This is a genomic window from Pantoea sp. CS_6 (assembly GCF_041954745.1).
Lineage (GTDB): Bacteria > Pseudomonadota > Gammaproteobacteria > Enterobacterales > Enterobacteriaceae > Pantoea > Pantoea stewartii.
The window spans coordinates 14,663-34,549 of record NZ_JAVAYG010000013.1; the positions used below are offsets into that span (position 1 = coordinate 14,663).

Consider the following 19,887-nt stretch of genomic DNA (forward strand, 5'->3'; position numbering starts at 1 on the left):
TTTTGCGACAATGCAATAAACTTTCAGTGAAAAGTGTGATCGTGTTCAGTCTCCCGCTTAATCCGTGTACAATACCGCGTTATTTCTAATGCCTGAGGCAAAAAAGCTGTGATCGAAAATTTGCGTAACATCGCCATCATCGCGCACGTTGACCATGGAAAGACCACCCTGGTTGATAAACTGCTGCAACAGTCTGGTACTTTTGATGCCCGTACTGAAGCCACCGAGCGCGTGATGGACTCCAATGATTTGGAGAAAGAGCGTGGGATTACCATCCTCGCAAAAAATACCGCCATTAAATGGAACGACTACCGTATCAACATCGTTGATACCCCAGGACACGCCGACTTCGGTGGTGAAGTTGAACGCGTAATGTCTATGGTGGATTCGGTACTGTTGGTTGTAGATGCGATGGATGGCCCTATGCCGCAAACCCGCTTCGTTACCAAAAAAGCGTTCGCGCATGGTTTGAAGCCGATTGTGGTTATCAACAAAGTTGACCGCCCTGGCGCACGTCCTGACTGGGTTGTTGATCAGGTGTTTGACCTGTTCGTTAACCTGGATGCAACGGACGAGCAGCTCGATTTCCCTATCATTTTCGCCTCTGCGCTGAATGGTATTGCCGGTCTGGATCACACCGACATGGCTGACGATATGACCCCGCTGTATCAGGCAATCGTTGACCACGTTTCACCTCCACAGGTTGAAGTCGAAGCGCCGCTGCAGATGCAAATCTCTCAGCTGGACTACAACAACTATCTGGGCGTGATCGGTATCGGCCGCATCAAGCGCGGTAAAGTGAAGCCTAACCAGCAAGTCACCATCGTAGACAGCGAAGGCAAAACCCGTAACGGTAAAGTGGGTAAAGTGCTGACTCACCTGGGGCTGGAGCGTATTGACAGCGACCTGGCAGAAGCGGGCGACATCATTGCGATCACCGGTTTGGGTGAACTGAACATTTCTGACACCATTTGCGATCCGCAGAATGTGCAGGCGCTGCCAGCCCTGAGCGTGGATGAGCCAACGGTAACCATGTTCTTCAACGTCAACACCTCACCGTTCTGCGGTAAAGAAGGTAAGTACGTGACCTCACGTCAGATCCTTGAGCGTCTGAACAAAGAACTGGTTCACAACGTGGCACTGCGTGTGGAAGAGACCGAAGATGCTGACGCGTTCCGCGTATCGGGCCGTGGTGAGCTGCATCTGTCTGTACTGATCGAGAACATGCGTCGTGAAGGTTTCGAACTGGCGGTATCCCGTCCGAAAGTTATCTTCCGCGAATTCGAAGGCCGTAAACAAGAGCCATTCGAGAACGTGACGCTGGATATCGAAGAAACGCATCAGGGTTCCGTTATGCAGGCCATGGGCGAGCGTAAAGGCGACCTGAAAAATATGGATCCAGATGGCAAAGGCCGCGTACGTCTTGACTACGTCATCCCAAGCCGTGGTCTGATCGGTTTCCGTAACGAATTTATGACCATGACATCAGGTACAGGTCTGCTGTACTCCACCTTCAGCCACTACGACGATATTCGTCCGGGCGAAGTGGGTCAGCGTCAGAACGGCGTTCTGATCTCTAACGGCCAGGGTAAAGCGGTAGCGTTCGCCCTGTTCGGTCTGCAGGATCGCGGTAAGCTGTTCCTGGGCCATGGCGCGGAAGTTTATGAAGGCCAGATCATCGGTATTCACAGCCGTTCTAACGACCTGACCGTGAACTGCCTGACCGGTAAGAAGCTGACTAACATGCGTGCTTCCGGTACTGACGAAGCCACCACACTGGTTCCACCGCAGAAAATGACGCTGGAACAGGCAATCGAGTTCATTGATGATGACGAACTGGTCGAAGTTACGCCTCTGTCAGTGCGTATCCGTAAACGTCACCTGACTGAGAACGACCGTAAGCGTGCTTCACGCGGCGGTAAAGACGCCTAATCGCGTAGTAATAAAGCCCCGTTTTAACGGGGCTTTTTTTTGTCCGGGGTTTTTACCAGCTCAGTTAAATCCAGTCTAAACCAGCCTGTAACTTCTTCTTTGTCCCCTTCCCACTTTGTCCTGTCGTACCTTAATTTAAAGTGTGTAATTTTCTCGTCCGGGCCGCCTGTTCAGGCCGCACTTTTACCGCTAGAGTGAATGATCCAGGGAACCAAAGGAGGCACCATGCTGTATATCTTTGATTTGGGCAATGTGATTATCGATATCGACTTTAACCGCGTGTTGGGCGTCTGGAGTGACCTCAGCCGCGTACCGCTGGCATCGCTTCAAAGTCATTTTCAAATGGATGCGGCTTTTGAGCAGCATGAGCGCGGTGAAATCAGCGATGAAGCCTTTGCAGAAGCCTTATGTGAAAAACTGGAGATTGCGCTGAGCTATGAACAGTTTGCTGCGGGCTGGCAGGCTATCTTTGTGGGGGTGCGTCCGGATACGCTGGCGCTGATGAATCAGCTACGCCAGGCGGGACATCGGGTGGTGATATTGTCGAATACCAATGCACTGCATTGCACCTTCTGGCCGACCCAGTATCCTGATGTGCAGCAGGCGGCTGACAAGATTTATCTGTCCCAGGAACTGGGCATGCGTAAACCTGAAGCCCGCATTTATCAGCACGTACTGGATGCGGAAGGATTCAGTGCCGATCAGGCCGTCTTCTTCGACGACAATGCCGCCAATATTGAAGGTGCGCGCGCATTAGGCATTACCAGCGTGCTGGTGACCGACAGTAAAACCGTGCCCGACTGGTTCGCGGGTCAGCCTTAAGCCATGAAGTTACATCGTTTTCGCCCCAGGTTTCATGCCTTCTGGCTGTGGCTTAAGCTGCTCTGGAAGCGCATTGATAATGATGCCATGACGACACAGGCGGGCAACCTGGCCTTTGTGTCGCTACTGGCGCTGGTGCCGCTGATCGCCGTAGTTTTTGCGCTGTTTGCCGCGTTTCCTGTGTTTTCTGATATCAGCGTCCAGCTTAAAAACTTTATTTTTGCCAACTTTATGCCTGCTGCGGGGAACACGTTGCAGCGTTACCTTGAGCAGTTTGTGGCTAACGTGCACCGCATGACCGCCGTGGGCGCCGTGGGGCTGATTGTCACGGCGCTGCTGTTGATGCATTCTGTCGATTCGGCTCTGAATGCTATCTGGCGCAGTCATAAAAAGCGCCCGCTGGTCTATTCCTTTGCCGTCTACTGGATGATATTGACGCTTGGGCCGTTGCTGGCTGGTGCCAGTTTAGCCATCAGCTCTTACCTGCTGTCGCTGAAATGGATAAACGTGACGGGGGTGACCAGCCTGGTCGATCAGACGCTGCGTTTCTTTCCCTTGCTTCTGTCGTGGCTGTCATTTTGGTTGCTGTACAGTATTGTCCCAACGCAGCGGGTGCCTTCTCGCGATGCGCTGACGGGGGCGCTGGTCGCCGGGTTGCTGTTTGAACTGGGGAAAAAGGGGTTTGCGCTGTATGTTACGATGTTCCCGACGTATCAGTTAATCTATGGCGTGCTGGCGGTGATCCCCATTCTTTTCCTGTGGGTGTACTGGACCTGGTGCATCGTTTTGCTCGGTGCCGAAATTACGGTTACCTTAGATGACTATCGCCAGTTCAAACGGCAGGAAAGAGAAAAAGAACGAGAGGACGGATGATTGCTTTAATTCAACGCGTTCAGCGTGCCAGCGTCAGCATTGATCATGCGGTCGTGGGTGAGATCGGGCAGGGATTATTGATTCTGTTAGGCGTTGAAAAAGGTGATGACGAAAAGCGCGCTGAACGACTGGCGGAGCGCGTACTGGGCTACCGTATTTTTAGCGATGAACAGGGCAAGATGAACCTGAACGTCAAACAGGCTGGCGGAAGCGTGCTGGTGGTATCACAGTTCACCCTGGCTGCCGATACGCAAAAGGGCATGCGGCCCTCTTTTTCCGGTGGCGCCGCGCCGCAGGAAGCGGAGCGGTTATATGAGTATTTCAGCGCGTGTTGTCGCCGTCATGATGTCACGACCGCCAATGGCCGTTTTGCTGCCGATATGCAGGTTGCTCTGGTCAACGACGGTCCGGTGACGTTCTGGTTACAGGTATGACGCCTCATTTCGCACGGCTTCGCCTCGGCAACCCCGCATCAGAACGAGAGAACCATTTTATGTATCATCTTCGTGTGCCACAAACGGCGGAAGAGCTGGATATGTATTATCAGTTCCGCTGGGAAATGTTACGAAAGCCGCTGCATCAGCCTCAGGGTTCTGAACGCGATGCCTGGGATGCATTAGCGCATCATCAAATGGTGGTGGATGAACAGGGCAAGCCGGTTGCAGTAGGACGGCTCTATATCAATGCTGATAACGAAGCGGCTATCCGTTTTTTGGCCGTTCATCCCACCGTACAGGGCAAAGGCCTCGGCACGCTGGTGGCGATGACGCTGGAGTCCGTTGCGCGTCAGGAAGGTGTGAAGCGCGTGACCTGTAGCGCACGAGAAGATGCGGTGGCGTTCTTCGCTAAACTTGGCTACCTGAATCAGGGCGAGATTACCGCACCGCAGACGACGCCGGTGCGCCACTTTCTGATGATCAAGCCGGTCGTCACACTGGACGATATTCTGCACCGTGCGGACTGGTGCGGGCAGTTACAACAGGCCTGGTATGAGCACATTCCTCTGAGTGAAAAAATGGGCGTGCGCATCCTGCAATATACCGGGCAGAAGTTTATTACCACCATGCCGGAAACCGGCAACCAAAATCCGCACCATACGTTGTTTGCCGGAAGCCTGTTTTCACTGGCTACGCTCACCGGCTGGGGGCTGATCTGGCTGTTACTGCGGGAGCGCCATCTGGGCGGCACCATTATTCTGGCCGACGCGCACATACGCTACAGTCGTCCGATTACCGGTAAACCCGGTGCTATTGCCGATCTTGGCTCACTGAGTGGCGATCTTGATCGCCTGGCGCGCGGACGCAAAGCCCGTGTTCAGCTTGAAGTGCAGCTGTTTGGCGATGATGAGTGTGGCGCGGTATTTGAAGCGGTTTACATCGTGTTGCCGGTGGATCCCGACGGACCACTGGAAGAGGGCGGCTCCGGCGCGCGTATCAATTAAATCACAGGGCCGCTATTGCGGCCCTGTGTGCGTTAGCGGACCTGTCCGGCCTGCATGCTCTGCTGTAGCTGCTGGCTGTCTGTGGTTACGGACAGTGTCGCGTTAACCGACGGGGCCAGCGGCTGATTCGCTTTCAGTGAGGCGTTCAGGCGCAGCTGCAAATTGCTGTCACCCTGCAAGGGAAGCGCCGGCCAGCCCCAGTTTTGCAGAACATTAACGGGCACGCCGCGTCCCGTCAGGTTCAGGCTGACAGGTCGATCAGCCTGCTGCCCTATGGTCGCCGTGCCTTCCAGCAACCCTTTACCACTAAACGCACTGAGCTCTGTCACCTTAATTTGTTGTTCATCAGCCTCCAGTGCGACAGAAGGATGACGTAAATCGGTACGATTGAAGGTCGACTCCGCCGCGTTCAGACTCAGCTTACCTGACCAGATTCCCCATTGATGCTGACGGGCCAGCTGCAGATTTTCGCCGCTGCCATCCAGTGAAGTGAGCTGGAAAGGGAAGGCCGGATTAATATCGATCAGTAAATTGCGGTTCGAGGTAAAGCGCGTCACGGTTACGGCATCCAGCCAGTCAGGCAGGGCATCCTGCCATAACGCCCGCCAGTTCTGAGGCAAGGTATATTCCAGCCCGGCCACCGCCAGATTATTCAGCGTTAACCGTTTATCCTGACGTGACCAGTTGCCGTCAGCCCGGATAACGCCATTGGCCCAGCGCGAGCTGAACTGCGTCAGGGCAATCCCCTGAGGCGAGAAATCCATGTTGATGATGGGATCGTTAAGTTCGAAGCGCCCGTTAATAAAGTTACCGGCATTCATGGCCAGCGATCCGTCCTGGCTCTGCCAGTCCCGGCCCTTCCAGCTCAGATTTTTCAGCGTCAGATCGAGATCGGTCACCGCCCAGTCAGGGCCCTGGAGCCGGGCATCGGTAATATCAACCCGGTTGAGCGTAACTGAGGGTACTTCTTCAAACGGTTTCAGGAAATCGACAAGCGTATGCGCCGTTTGCAGACGGATATCGTTCAGGCGCAGTTGATTAATCTTCCAGTTACCCTGCGCGTCGCGCTCACCGTTACCGGTCATTGAACCGCGTGCTAAGTCCGCCCCAATGTTGCTAAATACCATGCGGCCCTGGGACACATTACCCTGAATCAGCACGTTTTCACCGTCAACGCTGTTGAGCGTCATCCTGGCCGCGCTCATCTGGAACTGCGCATCACGACCCAGCAAATCACCGGCCTGCGGATGCCAGGGCACAATGCCGCCATTCACCTGCTGTGCCGCCAGCGGTAGCGCTGAGGCAGGGCTGTCGATGCGCATGTTGTTTAACTGCAGGCGGTTTGCCTGCATGGGCAGTGCGCTTTTGTTCGCCAGGTTAGCAAGGTTTACCTCGCCGTCGCGTAATTCTATGCTGGCAAAATGAAACGGATCGCTGAACTGTAACAGGGCGATGCCAAGGTCGACGCGTTTGGCCACCAGTACGGCAGGTTGGCCGTCATGACCAAAGCTGAAGTCATCCAGAATAATGTGCGTAGGTGAAGAAAAATTGTGCTCAATTTTGCTCAGCGACAGATGCCATTCTGTTTTATCACTCACCCAACGGCTAAACCAGCCCGCGCCCCACTGAGTTTGCAGCAGAACATAGACGACGATCAGCGCAAACAGCAGCAGTAACAATAAGGTGAGGAAAAACTTTCCTATAAATTTCATCGTATCCTTCCCGGGTTCAGTCCGCTGAAAGGTTGTTATGCCTGAATTATCGTTATAGCTCAACCGCCTGGATGTAAATCAGCCGAAATAGCAGGCGGGTTGCCGCCTGCCTTGAACGTTACTTTTCGGGTGGGAAGATAAGATTCAGCACAATCGCGGTAATCCCACCCGCAGCGATACCAGAAGAGAGTAACGTTTTCAGCCAGTCGGGTGCAAATTGCAGAATCAGGGGCTGCTGGGAAACACCGAGTCCTGCTGCCAGCGACAGCGCGATAATCATGATAGCCCGGCGATTCAGCGGCTCCCGGGAAACGATACGGACACCGGATGCGGCGATTGTGCCAAACATCACAATCGTAGCGCCGCCCAGCACGGGCTCAGGAATGTGCTGTACCAGTCCGCTCACTGCCGGGAACAGTCCCAGCAGGATCAGCATCAGCGCGACAACAAATCCCACGTAGCGGCTGGCAACGCCTGTCAGCTGAATCACGCCATTATTCTGGCCAAAGCAGGAGTTAGGAAAGGTATTAAACAGGGCAGATACAAAAGAGTTCAGGCCGTTTGCCAGCACACCGCCTTTCAGGCGCTTAATGTATAACGGGCCGCTGACCGGCTGTTCAGAGACATCCGAAGTGGCGGTGATGTCCCCAATGGTTTCCAGCGAGGTCACCATAAAGACCAGCATCAGCGGCATCAGCAGATTCCAGTCAAATCCCAGGCCGTAATAGAGCGGAGTGGGGAACGCCACGATCGGCTGTCCGGCAGGCGTGCTGATGGTGGGTAGCATGCCCATTGCCCAGGCCAGCAGGTAGCCCACCGCCATCGCAATCACCAGCGACGCAACGCGCAGATAGGGGTTTTTCTGGCGATTCAGCAGGATAATCACCACCAGCACGGCACCGGCTAACAGCAGATTTTTCGGCGCGCCGAAGCTGTGATCGTTCATCGCAGCAAACCCGCCGCCGATAGAGGTAAGGCCGACCTGAATCAGGGATAAGCCGATAATCATCACTACAATACCTGAGACTAACGGCGTGATGATGCGGCGTGCCAGATGCAGCACGCGCGACAGCACCATTTCCGTACAGGAGGCTACCATCAATGTACCAAACAGCGCCGCCATCATTGTGGGCACGTCCGCGCCACCATTTTTCAGCGCCATTCCCCCCATAATCAGCGGCGTGACAAAGTTAAAGCTGGTGCCCTGAATGGAGAGTAACCCTGAACCGATCGGTCCCCAGGTTTTGATTTGCAGTACCGATGCCACACCGGACGCGAACAGGGACATGCTGATAATGTGTTGTGTATCCTGCGCCGGTAAACCGAGCGCCTGGCAGATGAGCAGCGCGGGCGTGATCACCGCAACAAACATCGCCAGAAGGTGTTGTCCGGCTGCAAACAAGGTTTGCGTTAGCGGCGGACGATCTTCCAGGCGATAGATCAGTTCACTTTTACTGGCGGTGGCGGGGGCTGGTTGCTGTGTTGTTGACATCGTCATGGTTCCCAAAAAAAGTGAGGCGATTGTAATCGTCCCCGGATCAAAAGCAAACGTTTGCTCACGGTTGCAAAAAAAGTCAGGCGTTGCTGTAGCGGCCGGTTTCGGGCAGCCAACGCTCAATCAGCGCCTGCGCCTGCTCAGGATAATGTTCGTGAATATGACGAGCGACGCGCTGCACTTCAGGGAGCATGGCCTGATCGCGCAGCAGATCGGCAACTTTAAACTCCGCATTACCGGTCTGGCGTGTTCCCAGTAGCTCCCCCGGACCACGAATCTCTAAATCATGCTGAGCAATCACGAAACCGTCATTGCTGTCACGCAACACCTGCAAACGCTTCTGGGCCGTCTTGCTCAGCGGCGCTTTGTACAGCAGAACACAATGAGAGGCGACCGCGCCGCGTCCTACGCGACCACGTAGCTGGTGCAGTTGCGCCAGACCAAGTCGTTCCGGATTTTCAATAATCATCAGGCTGGCGTTCGGCACGTCCACACCGACTTCAATGACGGTTGTGGCAACTAACAGCTGGATTTCGTTGGCTTTGAAAGCCTGCATGACCGCCAGCTTCTCCGCTGGCTTCATACGGCCATGAACCAGCCCGACCTGCAAATCAGGCAGCGCCACTTTGAGTTCTTCCCATGTGGCTTCCGCAGCCTGAGCTTCCAGCAGGTCTGACTCTTCAATTAACGTACAGACCCAGTAAGCCTGACGGCCCTCGTGACAGGACTTTTGCACACGCTCAATGATCTCATTACGACGACTGTCAGGGATCGCTACGGTGGTCACCGGTGTTCTGCCTGGCGGCAGCTCATCAATGGTTGAGGTATCAAGATCGGCGTAGGCGGTCATGGCCAGCGTGCGCGGGATCGGCGTCGCTGTCATGATGAGCTGGTGGGGATGAAAACCCTGCTCTTCTCCTTTTTCCCATAACGCCAGTCGCTGATGCACGCCAAAGCGGTGTTGCTCATCAATGATGACCAGCGCCAGCCCGTTAAACTTCACCTGCTCCTGAAACAGGGCATGCGTGCCGACCACCATCGCAACCTGCCCGCTGGCAATCGCCTCTTGCTGGGCCTGTCGCGCTTTGCCCTTTTGTTTGCCCGCCAGCCAGCCGACCTCAAGGCCAAGCGGTGCCAGCCACTGGCGAAAATTATTGGCGTGTTGCTCAGCCAGTAACTCTGTAGGTGCCATCAGGGCCACCTGCTTACCGTGGGCGATAACGTTCAGCGCGGCGAGCGCGGCAACCAGGGTTTTACCTGAACCGACGTCTCCCTGTACCAGGCGCAGCATGGGGAAGTCATTCGCAAAGTCTTTTTCGATCTCTGCGACAACGCGTTTTTGGGCTGCCGTGGGGGAAAACGGCAGGGCGGCCAGTAACCGGTCACTCAATGTATGCCGGGCAGGCATCGGCAGGGCGTAATGGCGCTGTGCGCCGGCCCTGACGGCCAGCATACTGAGGTTATGCGCCAGCAGTTCTTCCAGAATCAGCCTGCGCTGTGCGGGATGCTGCCCACTCTCGAGCTCGCTGAGTTTGAGATCCGGCGGCGGGCGGTGCAGCGTGCGAAGGGCTTCAGGCAGGCTTAACAGCCCGCCGCTTAACGCCTGCGGCAAAAGTTCTGTGATGGCACAGCTATCCAGCAGGGTTAAAGCCTGATCGGTCAGGCTGCGCAGGGTCGCCTGACGAATGCCCTCGGTCGTGGAATACACGGGCGTCAGCGTTTCTTCCAGCGTGACATGGCTGTGCTCGCCCTGTACGCGGTATTCCGGATGGATGATTTCTGCGCCGCGCTGACCGCGTTTGATTTCGCCGTAAGCGGTGACACGTCGGCCCGGCGCGAGGCTGTTTTTCATGCCGGCATTGAAGTTGAAAAAGCGCAGCGTTAAAACGCCACTGCCATCCCCGATCTGACAGACCATCATGCGCCGACGGCCAAAAGTGATATCGGTATGCAGGACTTCGCCTTCCACGGTCGCCCAAATGCCGGGCAACAGGTCGTTAATGGCATATAACTGCGTACGATCTTCATAACGCAGAGGAAGGTGAAGCAGTAAATCCTGAATGGTGTGCAGGCCGATTTTAGCCAGCTTTGCTGCCTGACTGGCGCCGACGCCGGTCAGGGTACTGAGCGGGATGGCATCCAGCAGACGGCCTTTCATTTCTGACGTCTGCCCGTTGACTGCATGGCGGCCCACCAACTCTCATCGGCTTCAATGTCACCCTGCGCGTTAATATGGGGATAAGGCATCCGCTTATGTTTTGCCACGCGCGCCAGAACGGGATAGCCGCCCTCAAACAGCAGACGCTGTTGCTCTTTCTCTGCCAGGAGGCTGGACTGACGACGGTACATGCCAGCATTCTGCCGCTGGCGCTGGGCTTCATACAGAATCAGGGCAGAGGCAACGGAAACGTTAAGCGACTGGACCATACCCACCATCGGGATAATGATATGGTGGTCGGCCAGCGCCAGGGCTTCATCGGTAATGCCCGTTTTTTCCTGACCCATCAAAATGCAGGTAGGTTTGGTGTAGTCAATCTCACGAAAATCCACAGCATCCGCCGACAGGTTCGTCGCCAGTATCTGCATGTCTTGCATTTTGAGGTGGCTAATCGCGTCGCTGATTGAGCGGTGCGTTATTACGTTTACCCAACTGTTGCTGCCAGCCGAGGCTGAGGCCTGCGTTCGCATGCGTTGGCCTGGCCATACGGCATGGACTTCATGGATACCGACAGCATCCGCGGTGCGAATGACAGCAGAAACATTGTGCGGCTTATGTACCTGCTCCATGCAGACGGTAAGGTCGTGCTGGCGCAAGGCCAGCATTTCCTGAATTCGGGCAAAACGTTGAGGATTCATGCACTAGTTACGGTTGCGGTGAACTTTAATCACATCCGGCATCACACGGATTTTACGCATGATATTGGCCAGGTGGACGCGATCGCGTGCGGTCAGACGAATAAAAGCACTGTAAACACGGCCATCGCGTTCTTCCGTATTCAGGCTCTGAATATTGGAGCCCGCCGTATTGATGGCGGCCGTCAGGTTGGCCAGTGCGCCCTGGTGGTTAAACATATCCACCTTTATCTCTGCGACAAACTCCTGCTCTGTAACTTTATCCCACTCCACAGGCATGAATTTTTCGGGCTCTTTTTGATAGCCACGAATATTGCGACAGGACTCATGGTGAACGACCAGGCCCTTGCCCGGGCTGACGTGGGCAACGATAGGATCGCCTGGAATGGGGCGGCAGCATTTTGCAAAGGTAATGAGGACGCCGTCTGCCCCTTTAATCGGCAGCTTGCCTTGTTTTTTGTTGTTGTTGAGCGCGCTGGTGTCGGTCTGCAACAGGTTCTTGGCGACGACCACGCTCATGGCATTACCCAGGCCGATTTCGGCTAACAGATCGTCCAGTGAGGTCAGCTTCATCCGATCAAGCTCCTGCTTGATGTTTTCGGCTGGCACCTCCGCCAGTTTACGACTGCCACCCAACGCATGGCTGAGCAGGCGACGCCCCAGATTTACCGAGTCTTCGCGCTTCAGGTTTTTCAGCAACTGACGAATCTTCGCGCGGGCTTTGGAACTGACGACAAAGTTGAGCCAGGCCGCGTTAGGACGCGCACCAGGCGCTGTGATGATCTCGATGGTCTGGCCGCTGGTAAGCGGCTGTGACAGCGGATAAGGCTGGCGATCAACGCGCGCGCCAACGCAGGCATGACCGATATCGGTATGGACCGCGTAGGCAAAATCGACAGGCGTTGCCCCGGTAGGCAGCTCGACGATGCGGCCTTCCGGTGTAAAGACATAGATTTCATCCGGGAAGAGATCGGATTTGACGCTTTCGATGAATTCAAATGAGCTACCGGCACTTTGTTGCAGCTCCAGCAGGCTTTGCAGCCAGCGTTGCGCACGCACCTGTGCGGTTGTGCCGCTTTCACCGGCCTGTTTATAGGCCCAGTGTGCCGCCACCCCCATTTCGGCCATCTGATCCATATCTTCGGTACGGATTTGCACCTCAACCGGCACGCCATGCGGCCCGATCATAGAGGTATGCAGCGATTGATAGCCGTTAGCCTTGGGGATAGCAATGTAATCTTTGACCCGGCCCGGACGCGGCTTATATAAGCTGTGCATCTGGCCCAGTACGCGATAACAGGTATCCAGATCTTTCACGATGACGCGAAAGGCATAGATATCCATGATCGAGTGAAAACGCTGCTCTTTCAGCGTCATTTTGCGGTAAATCGAGTAAAGGTGCTTTTCGCGACCACTTACCCGGCAGGGAATACCGGCTTCCTGCAAACGGCCGTCGATTTCGGAGAGGATTTTTTGAATCATCTCTTTACGGTTGCCGCGGGCCGCTTTCACGACCTCTTTAATTACCCGAAAACGGTTCGGATAGAGCGCTTCAAAACCCAGCTCTTCCAGTTCCGTTTTAAGGTGATGAATACCCAGGCGGTGCGCCAGTGGGCTGTATATTTCCAGCGTTTCCAGCGCGATGCGACGACGTTTATCAGGGCGTAAGGACCCGAGCGTACGCATGTTGTGGGTGCGGTCAGCCAGCTTGATGAGAATAACGCGGATGTCCTGCACCATCGCCATAATCATCTTGCGGAAGTTTTCTGCCTGCGCCTCTTTCTTATCACGGAATTTCAGCTTATCCAGCTTCGAAACGCCTTCAACCAGTTCAGCTACGCTTTTGCCAAACAGTTGTTCCATGTCCTGATAGGTCGCTGGCGTATCTTCAATGACGTCGTGCAAAAGCGCGGCCATGAGGGTTTCATGGTCGAGCTTCATTTCCGCCAGAATGCACGCCACCGCAACAGGATGGGTAATGTAAGGCTCACCGCTGGAGCGTGTCTGTCCCTCGTGGGCATCACGTGATACGAGATAGGCTTGCTTGAGGCGCTTGATCTGGTCCTCAGGCAAGTATTGTTCAATCAGTTGATTGAGACTTTCAAACAGATACAAGGTTGACCTGCAGTTCGCGGTTAACGACGACCTTCAGCGATAGCGGTAACGGCCTGTAACTCAGCGGCTTCCTGCTCTTGCTGCTCCTGACGATCACGCACATCTAAAATCTGATTGGTGACCAGACCTTCTTCGATTTCGCGCAATGCGATAACGGTCGGTTTATCGTTCTCTTCCGGAACCAGCGGATCTTTGCCGCCTACCTGCATCTGACGTGCACGACGTGCAGCGACCAACACCAGGTCAAAACGATTACCAACTTTTTCTACTGCGTCCTGAACGGTTACGCGTGCCATAGGTGTGCTACTCCACAGATGAAGAAATGACTCGGCATCATACTGAAACTGGGTTCAGACTGCCAACAGTTTGCTGATTAAAGCATCATGGCGCGCTTTCTGGCGGGCCATGCGCAGACGTTCTGCACGAATAATGGTCTTCAGATCGGATAACGCCAGATCAAAATCATCATTCACAATTAAATAATCGTATTCGCCATAGTGGCTCATTTCGGCCACGGCTTGTGCCATACGACGGGCAATCACCTCTTCGCTGTCCTGACCGCGGCCGCGCAGGCGACGATCCAGCTCTTCTTTAGAAGGAGGCAGGACAAATATACTGCGCGCGTCGGGCATTTTAGCGCGAATTTGTTGTGCGCCCTGCCAGTCTATATCAAGGAAAACATCGACGCCGGTTGCCAGCACCTGTTCGATCGCCTTGCGCGACGTGCCGTAGTAGTTATCGAAAACTTTCGCGTGTTCAAGGAAAGCATCTTCCGCAATCATTTTTTCAAACTCATGCTTTTGCACAAAGAAGTAATGCTCACCGTGCGCTTCACCGGGGCGCATGCCGCGAGTGGTGTGCGAAACAGACACTTGCGTATCGTACAGCGGCTGCGTTTTTAACAGTGCCTGAATAAGGCTGGATTTTCCTGCGCCGCTAGGAGCAGAAACAATATAGAGCGTACCTTGGGCCATGATGTTCTTGAATTGATTAATTGCGGAGTCGATTTCCTGCACAGTATACACGGCTTCCCCGCGCCACGCAGCGTTTGCACCGCCCTCATCACGAAAAGTTTATGCGGGGTGCGCCGCAACCACTTTTTCGCAGGCTGTAAAGACGTATTCAATTTCCAGGAGGCGTTCCAGAACCGGAGAGCGGGGCTGGCTGAACCGGCTGTTTTGGCGGTTGAATATCCTAAACATCAGGAGGTCAGGGATGAAAGGATGCTTCGCCGCCGGGCTGCTCATAACAGCCAGCACATTTTCCGCGTTTGGGGCGCTGTGCCCGGCCTGGACGCCGGGTCGCGCGGCAAAGGAGATTAACCATTTAAAACAACAGCTCCGGCAGTGGGACGCGGCGTATTATCAGCAAGGCCATTCACCCGTTACCGATGCCGACTACGATAGCCTGCAGACGCGGCTCAATCACTGGCAACGTTGCTTCAGTACGGGTGAGAAAGAGGATGTACCGGTATTGCCCAACGATGGCACGCGCTGGCATCCCGTTGCGCATACTGGTGTCAAAAAGGTTCGGGATAAGCGTGCTTTAGGCTATTGGATGCAGCCACGCCGGGATCTCTGGGTGCAGCCCAAAGTCGATGGCGTGGCCGTTTCGCTGGTCTATCGGCACGGGAAACTGGTGTCATTCATCAGTCGTGGCGACGGCTTACACGGTGAGGAGTGGGTCGAAAAAGCCAGGCTGATCCCTGCTATTCCGCTGGAGATTGACAGCGATGAAGAGAGCGTGGTTTTACAGGGCGAACTCTTTTTGCAGATGACCGGTCATCACCAGGCGGTTGACGGCGGGAAGAATGCCAGGGCTCTGGTCGCAGGCGCAATGTTGCGTAGTGACGCCACACCGCTTTTGACACAACTGGGCATTTTTATCTGGGGATGGCCTGACGGACCAGACGCCATGCAGGAAAGACTGACGCGTTTATCGGATTGGGGGTTTAGCCTTGCGCGTCACTGGAGTCAGCCTGTTCAATATGAAGAAGACGCGGCTGAATGGCGCGAGCGCTGGTTCCACGCGCCACTGCCTTTTGTAACCGATGGCATTGTTGTGCATCAGACGGCCCGGCCTGCAGGCAAACACTGGCAGCCCGGTGAAGGCGAGTGGGCTGTCGCCTGGAAATACCCGCCTCCCGATGTCAGCACTGAGGTCCGTTCCGTTGATTTTTCGATCGGGCGAACGGGGAAAATCGCGGTCGTACTCAACCTGCAACCCGTTCAACTGGATGACAAAATCGTCCGGCGAGTCAGCATCGGTTCACTAAAACGCTGGCGAGAGCGGGACATCATTGCGGGCGACCAGGTGACGGTCAGCCTTGCCGGACAAGGCATTCCACGTCTGGATCGCGTTATCTGGCGCGTCGCGCAACGTGACTACCCTGAGCCGCCTCAGACGGATCGTTTCACGTCGCTGAGTTGTTATGTTTTGGCACCGCAGTGCCATCGTCAGTTACTGGCGCGCCTCAGTTGGTTGAGTCAAAAATCGGTGCTAAATATTGCGGGTGTGCAACGTAGCACCTGGCAACGGTTACTGGAAACGGGCTTGATTACACATCTTTTTGCGTGGCTGGCCTTAACCCCCGAACAGATCGCGACAGCAGCGAGTATTTCACCCGAAAGAGCGCAGCAAATCTGGCATCAATTCAGTTTGACCCGTCAACAGCCTTTGCGCCGCTGGGTTAGCGCGTTAGGTGTGGCGTTGCCGCAAAAGGCGCTACTGTCATTGGCCGACGGCGACTGGGAGAGTGTTCTTGCCCGTGATAAACAGGCCTGGCAATCTCTGCCGGGCGTTGGCGCACGCCGGGCAGAGCAGATTACGTCGCAGTTTCAGGATGCCGGGCTCAGAGCGTTAATCCACTTTTTGCAGCAGCAGGGCATTCCTTCTTCATCAGTGCTCAGGATGAGGGTAATTGAAGATGGGCAGCCCGAGACGGAATCTCAGCGCCAGCAGACGCGCAAAGAAGCCGAAGAGTAAGGTGATAATCACCACTGCTTCATGCGGCAGCGGCGTTTTCAGGAGCAGGATATACATCCAGCCTGCTGCAAAAGCGATGCCGGCGTACAGCTCTTTTTGGAATACCAGTGGGATGCGGTTACAAAACATATCGCGTAAAACGCCGCCAAAGACGCCCGTGATCACGGCGCTGATTGCGGCGATGATCATGGCGTGGCCTGAGTCCAGTGCCACCTGCGCGCCAATAATCGAAAATACCACCAGGCCCAGCGCATCCAATACCAGAAACACCTTGCGCAGGTGCGTCATTAGCGGTGCCAAAAAAGTCGTTACTACAGCAGCAGCGGCCACGATAATGATGTACTCAGGATGTTTGACCCAGCCAAGCGGATAGTGCCCCAGCAATATATCGCGCATGGAGCCTCCGCCTAACGCGGTAACGGAAGCAATGATAATGACGCCGAACAGATCCATTTTACGGCGACCTGCGGCAAGCGCACCTGTCATCGCCTCGGCGGTGATCCCAATAATATAAAGAACAGTAAGTAACATAGCAGGCTCCAGGAAGACGGCGGCAAGGCTACGCCACTGGCAAAAACGGCGCGACTGAGTTTTTCTGTTATTAAGAGTTAAAGTATTAGTAAAAATTATGCGGGCAAGAGTAATGCCTTTATTATCAAAAGGCTGTATCGGTTTTTACACGGAGACGAATTAAAAAACGTCGTGATGCGAATTTTTCGCCGATATGACGCCAGCCTGTTTACAACGTTGAACCCTTGCCCGTCGGCGACATTATGTGGTGACAGACAGAGAAAGCAAACCACGCAAAGCAGAGCATGGGGACCTGTCCGTGGGCTAAATGCAGGGGGAGTAAGGTGAGAATAAGGATAAAGAGGACAACAACGCACACTGAAGGTGTCTGAAATGAAAAGTGGTGGGTTTTATTAATGAAAACGTACCGGTTAACAGCACGTTTTCCTGCTTTCACCGTCGGGCTGCTTCCAGCCAGTAGCGGTTTGTCAGTGCTTCATATGAAGCTGAAAGAACGCTTTCAGGTTGAAGTCATAGTCGGGTCGAAACCATTTACGACCATAAAAGCAATACGTCAGCATTCTCACTGATGCCATTGCCAGATAGCCCCATAAAGCACATAAAACGGAAGGCGCCAGCCATAGAGTCAATAGTGTAATGATCAGGCCGACAAATACAGAGGCGATCTCGCAAAAAGCGATATCAGAGAATTGCTTTTCACGCTGCATCAGGGCGCGATAAGACTGGCCCTGAGGAATAATAATAAAGATGACCGATGCGATTTCAACAATCCTGGCCACCTCGGGTAGCCCAAACATATGTTCAAGCATAAGACCGCAAGTAAAAAGGGCAGAAAAAATGACCAGACCCACAAATATATTACCCCAGTAAACCACGGACAGCGTTTTTACTGGCAGCGGTGCATATCGAATCAACGTATTGGAAAAACCACGATCGGCCAGTGTGTCAATAACCATCAAGCCTGTAATGACGACAGCCAGCAGATTATAGGTATCGGCCTGCAGGACTTTTCCCAACACTGAAAGTTGTAACACACCAATACTCAGCATTTTGACCGATGAAAGAAAAGGCCACTTGACGTTTTCCAGATTTATTTTTCGTGTTGTCATTTTTTTCTCGCCGGGCAGAGTAGTAGGGCGCTGCGCCGATGAGTATTCATCAGGACAGCGCTGGCATTACTATAATTTAATAAAGTAAATTCTTATCTTTATAATGAGCTGTGTGTTAAAGCATACTGCTAATAATAAACGTTCCCCTGGTGATGAATTTTCCCTGTTGTCATTATTATTATCCGTTCATTTTAAATTGCTTAAATTTTCCGGCGGAAATAATGTTCGCCGGAAATGTCATGCTGTTATGTTTTGAATAGCTTTGCTGTGTGCAGATGATTTATAGCGCGTTTTATGAAAGTTAACATCATAAGGAAAATCTGATATGTGATTTGACTAATGAAATAATATTCATCATTTACAGCATTATTTGCACAGGCCTTATCACAGCGTTCTGTTTTTTTGTTTTTCCGTTAAGTCTGGAAACTGAAGCAATACATGAAAAAAATAAAAAACCGTTAAATAAGCCGTACATACAAGGGCTCGCCCGTCATTCTCCAGGATTTTTCCCATACAACATGCTTAAGCTAGGGCAAAGAATAACCGAAGGGTAAGCATTCATACCCGATACACTGCTAATGCATGTTGACTGCGAAAATAATCGTAATGCGTACGATTTATGGCTCAGGCTGGATCTGAGTTCGGGTTAAGAAGGCGAACAGAGCCCGTGGCAGGGAGGCTGGGTTATCGCGGTAATAATAAAACAGGCCGTCAGAAGGAAGCCTCCAAATCAACATAGAGGTCTGTCAAACGAAAAAGCAGGCCGAAACCTGCTTTATGTCTGTCTAAACGTAAAGAGAGGCTTCGCCAGGCGGACGCGTTTTGAAGCGGCGATGTAGCCAAAGGTATTGCTCAGGCGCTCGCATGATTTGGTTCTCAATCACTTTATTCATATAAGCCGCGGCTGCAGCTTCATCCGCATGCGGGTAATTTTCCAGAATTGGTTCAATAATCAGCTTATAGCCATCATTGCCAGGATTACGAATCAGCATAATTGGAACCATAGCGGGCTTAGCCAACCGGGACAACACATAGGTACCATTGGTCGTCGCGGCTTTTTCTACAGCAAACAAGGGGGCAAACGTACTGCCTTTGGGACCGTAATCCTGGTCTGGCGCAAACCAGACAGATTCACCTTGTTTCAGCGCCTGCACCATCCCTCTCAGATCGCGACGGTCAATCATCGCTTTATTCGAACGCATACGGCCTCTGGTCTGTACGTACTCCATCGCGTGGTTATTATGGGGACGGTACATTGCCATCATCGGCTGACACAATCCGCTGATGCGACCACCCAGCTCCAGCGACATGAAATGGATGCCGATGAGCATTACGCCACGACGCTCATTCTGGGCTGAGTAGAGGTTCGACAGGCCCGAGACGTTGAACAGACGTTTAACGGCATGGTCTGGCCAGAACCAGGCGATACCCGTTTCCATCAATGCCATGCCGAGAGAGGCAAAATTTCCCGCAATCATGATTTCTTTATCTTCGTCACTGATATCCGGAAAGCAGAGTTCAATATTACGGCGCGTAATGCGCTCTCTGCGCTGAAGAAAATGGCGGGAAAGCCGGCCGGCACCTGCGCCAAGTCGCATCAGGACAGGATAGGGGAGTTGAACCAACAGCCAAAGAAAGCCAAGACCAAACCATGTAAACCAATAGCGGGGATGTAAAAGGGAACGACTAAACTGCCTGGTGTTTTTCATTATGAACCTTAAGGAAGTAATGGATGTAGCGCAAAAAGACCCATTCCTTAAGTTCTCAAGCGGTACAGCTGTACTGACTACGACCCACACTTTATCAAAAAGTGCCTTGAATCACAGAGGACGTCACTTATCGACAGGATTAAAAAAGGGGTTAAATAACGCTAAAAACAGCAAAAAAAGAAATGCGAGAAAAATAATATCATTATAATACAACGATTTGTTTTAATTTTGTAAGCGAGGCGGGTTCTTGAAAGAGCCTGGAAATTAGGACGGTTCTGTACTGGCACAGCGCATTCTTTTCGAAAACTTT

16 protein-coding genes are annotated in these 19,887 nt (G+C 53.4%); 6 read left to right on the top strand and 10 right to left on the bottom strand.

Annotated features, from left to right (window positions below):
• Nucleotides 1–108: 108 nt before the first annotated feature.
• From typA to fabY, 5 genes are all read left to right on the top strand, one after another.
• Nucleotides 109–1,932 (top strand): ribosome-dependent GTPase TypA, encoded by a 1,824-nt coding sequence (typA, locus tag RAC90_RS17925; RefSeq protein ID WP_006121332.1) that lies wholly within the window; start codon nt 109–111, stop codon nt 1,930–1,932.
• Between the two features lie 225 nt (nt 1,933–2,157).
• Nucleotides 2,158–2,754: a glucose-1-phosphatase gene (gene yihX / locus RAC90_RS17930; RefSeq protein WP_006121333.1), complete on the top strand. Its 597-nt coding sequence runs from the start codon at nt 2,158–2,160 to the stop codon at nt 2,752–2,754.
• A 3-nt stretch (nt 2,755–2,757) separates the two neighbouring features.
• Nucleotides 2,758–3,627: a virulence factor BrkB family protein gene (locus RAC90_RS17935; RefSeq protein ID WP_033738033.1), complete on the top strand. Its 870-nt coding sequence runs from the start codon at nt 2,758–2,760 to the stop codon at nt 3,625–3,627.
• Nucleotides 3,624–4,061: a D-aminoacyl-tRNA deacylase gene (gene dtd, locus RAC90_RS17940; RefSeq protein WP_006121336.1), complete on the top strand. Its 438-nt coding sequence runs from the start codon at nt 3,624–3,626 to the stop codon at nt 4,059–4,061. The genes RAC90_RS17935 and dtd overlap by 4 nt, the downstream gene beginning before the upstream one ends.
• A 59-nt stretch (nt 4,062–4,120) precedes the next feature.
• Nucleotides 4,121–5,068 (top strand): fatty acid biosynthesis protein FabY, encoded by a 948-nt coding sequence (gene fabY / locus RAC90_RS17945; protein WP_033738037.1) that lies wholly within the window; start codon nt 4,121–4,123, stop codon nt 5,066–5,068.
• A 32-nt stretch (nt 5,069–5,100) separates the two neighbouring features.
• Here fabY and RAC90_RS17950 read toward each other — a convergent pair whose 3' ends face one another.
• The 7 genes from RAC90_RS17950 to gmk all read right to left on the bottom strand — a co-directional run bounded on the left by RAC90_RS17950 (nt 5,101) and on the right by gmk (nt 14,217).
• Entirely contained in the window at nt 5,101–6,780 is a 1,680-nt protein-coding gene (locus RAC90_RS17950) for an AsmA family protein (RefSeq protein WP_033738039.1), read from the bottom strand.
• Nucleotides 6,781–6,898: 118 nt separating this feature from the next.
• The gene (locus RAC90_RS17955; protein WP_375124600.1) at nt 6,899–8,272 is read right to left on the bottom strand and encodes an NCS2 family protein; all 1,374 of its coding nucleotides are present in this window, start codon (nt 8,270–8,272) and stop codon (nt 6,899–6,901) included.
• Nucleotides 8,273–8,354: 82 nt separating this feature from the next.
• Complete coding sequence (gene recG / locus RAC90_RS17960) at nt 8,355–10,433, bottom strand: ATP-dependent DNA helicase RecG (protein ID WP_375124601.1); 2,079 nt, start codon at nt 10,431–10,433, stop codon at nt 8,355–8,357.
• On the bottom strand, nt 10,430–11,131 hold the full coding sequence (gene trmH / locus RAC90_RS17965; RefSeq protein ID WP_375124602.1) for a tRNA (guanosine(18)-2'-O)-methyltransferase TrmH: 702 nt from the start codon (nt 11,129–11,131) through the stop codon (nt 10,430–10,432). The genes recG and trmH overlap by 4 nt, the downstream gene beginning before the upstream one ends.
• A 3-nt stretch (nt 11,132–11,134) precedes the next feature.
• Nucleotides 11,135–13,243: a bifunctional GTP diphosphokinase/guanosine-3',5'-bis pyrophosphate 3'-pyrophosphohydrolase gene (gene spoT / locus RAC90_RS17970; RefSeq protein WP_054632862.1), complete on the bottom strand. Its 2,109-nt coding sequence runs from the start codon at nt 13,241–13,243 to the stop codon at nt 11,135–11,137.
• A gap of 20 nt (nt 13,244–13,263) precedes the next feature.
• On the bottom strand, nt 13,264–13,539 hold the full coding sequence (gene rpoZ / locus RAC90_RS17975; protein ID WP_003851346.1) for a DNA-directed RNA polymerase subunit omega: 276 nt from the start codon (nt 13,537–13,539) through the stop codon (nt 13,264–13,266).
• A 54-nt stretch (nt 13,540–13,593) separates the two neighbouring features.
• Nucleotides 13,594–14,217: a guanylate kinase gene (gene gmk, locus RAC90_RS17980; RefSeq protein ID WP_006121348.1), complete on the bottom strand. Its 624-nt coding sequence runs from the start codon at nt 14,215–14,217 to the stop codon at nt 13,594–13,596.
• Between the two features lie 241 nt (nt 14,218–14,458).
• Here gmk and ligB point away from each other — a divergent pair, with 241 nt between their 5' ends.
• The gene (gene ligB / locus RAC90_RS17985) at nt 14,459–16,228 is read left to right on the top strand and encodes an NAD-dependent DNA ligase LigB (protein WP_375124603.1); all 1,770 of its coding nucleotides are present in this window, start codon (nt 14,459–14,461) and stop codon (nt 16,226–16,228) included.
• On the opposite strand, the gene RAC90_RS17990 is transcribed toward ligB, so the two are convergent.
• The 3 genes from RAC90_RS17990 to lpxP form a co-directional block, all read right to left on the bottom strand.
• Complete coding sequence (locus RAC90_RS17990; RefSeq protein WP_375124604.1) at nt 16,142–16,759, bottom strand: trimeric intracellular cation channel family protein; 618 nt, start codon at nt 16,757–16,759, stop codon at nt 16,142–16,144. The two genes, ligB and RAC90_RS17990, sit on opposite strands and share 87 nt — an antisense overlap.
• Before the next feature lie 467 nt (nt 16,760–17,226).
• On the bottom strand, nt 17,227–17,868 hold the full coding sequence (locus RAC90_RS17995) for an oligosaccharide flippase family protein (RefSeq protein WP_375124605.1): 642 nt from the start codon (nt 17,866–17,868) through the stop codon (nt 17,227–17,229).
• Between the two features lie 785 nt (nt 17,869–18,653).
• Nucleotides 18,654–19,577, bottom strand: a complete 924-nt coding sequence (gene lpxP / locus RAC90_RS18000) for a kdo(2)-lipid IV(A) palmitoleoyltransferase (protein ID WP_375124606.1) — start codon at nt 19,575–19,577, stop codon at nt 18,654–18,656.
• Nucleotides 19,578–19,887 lie beyond the last annotated feature (310 nt).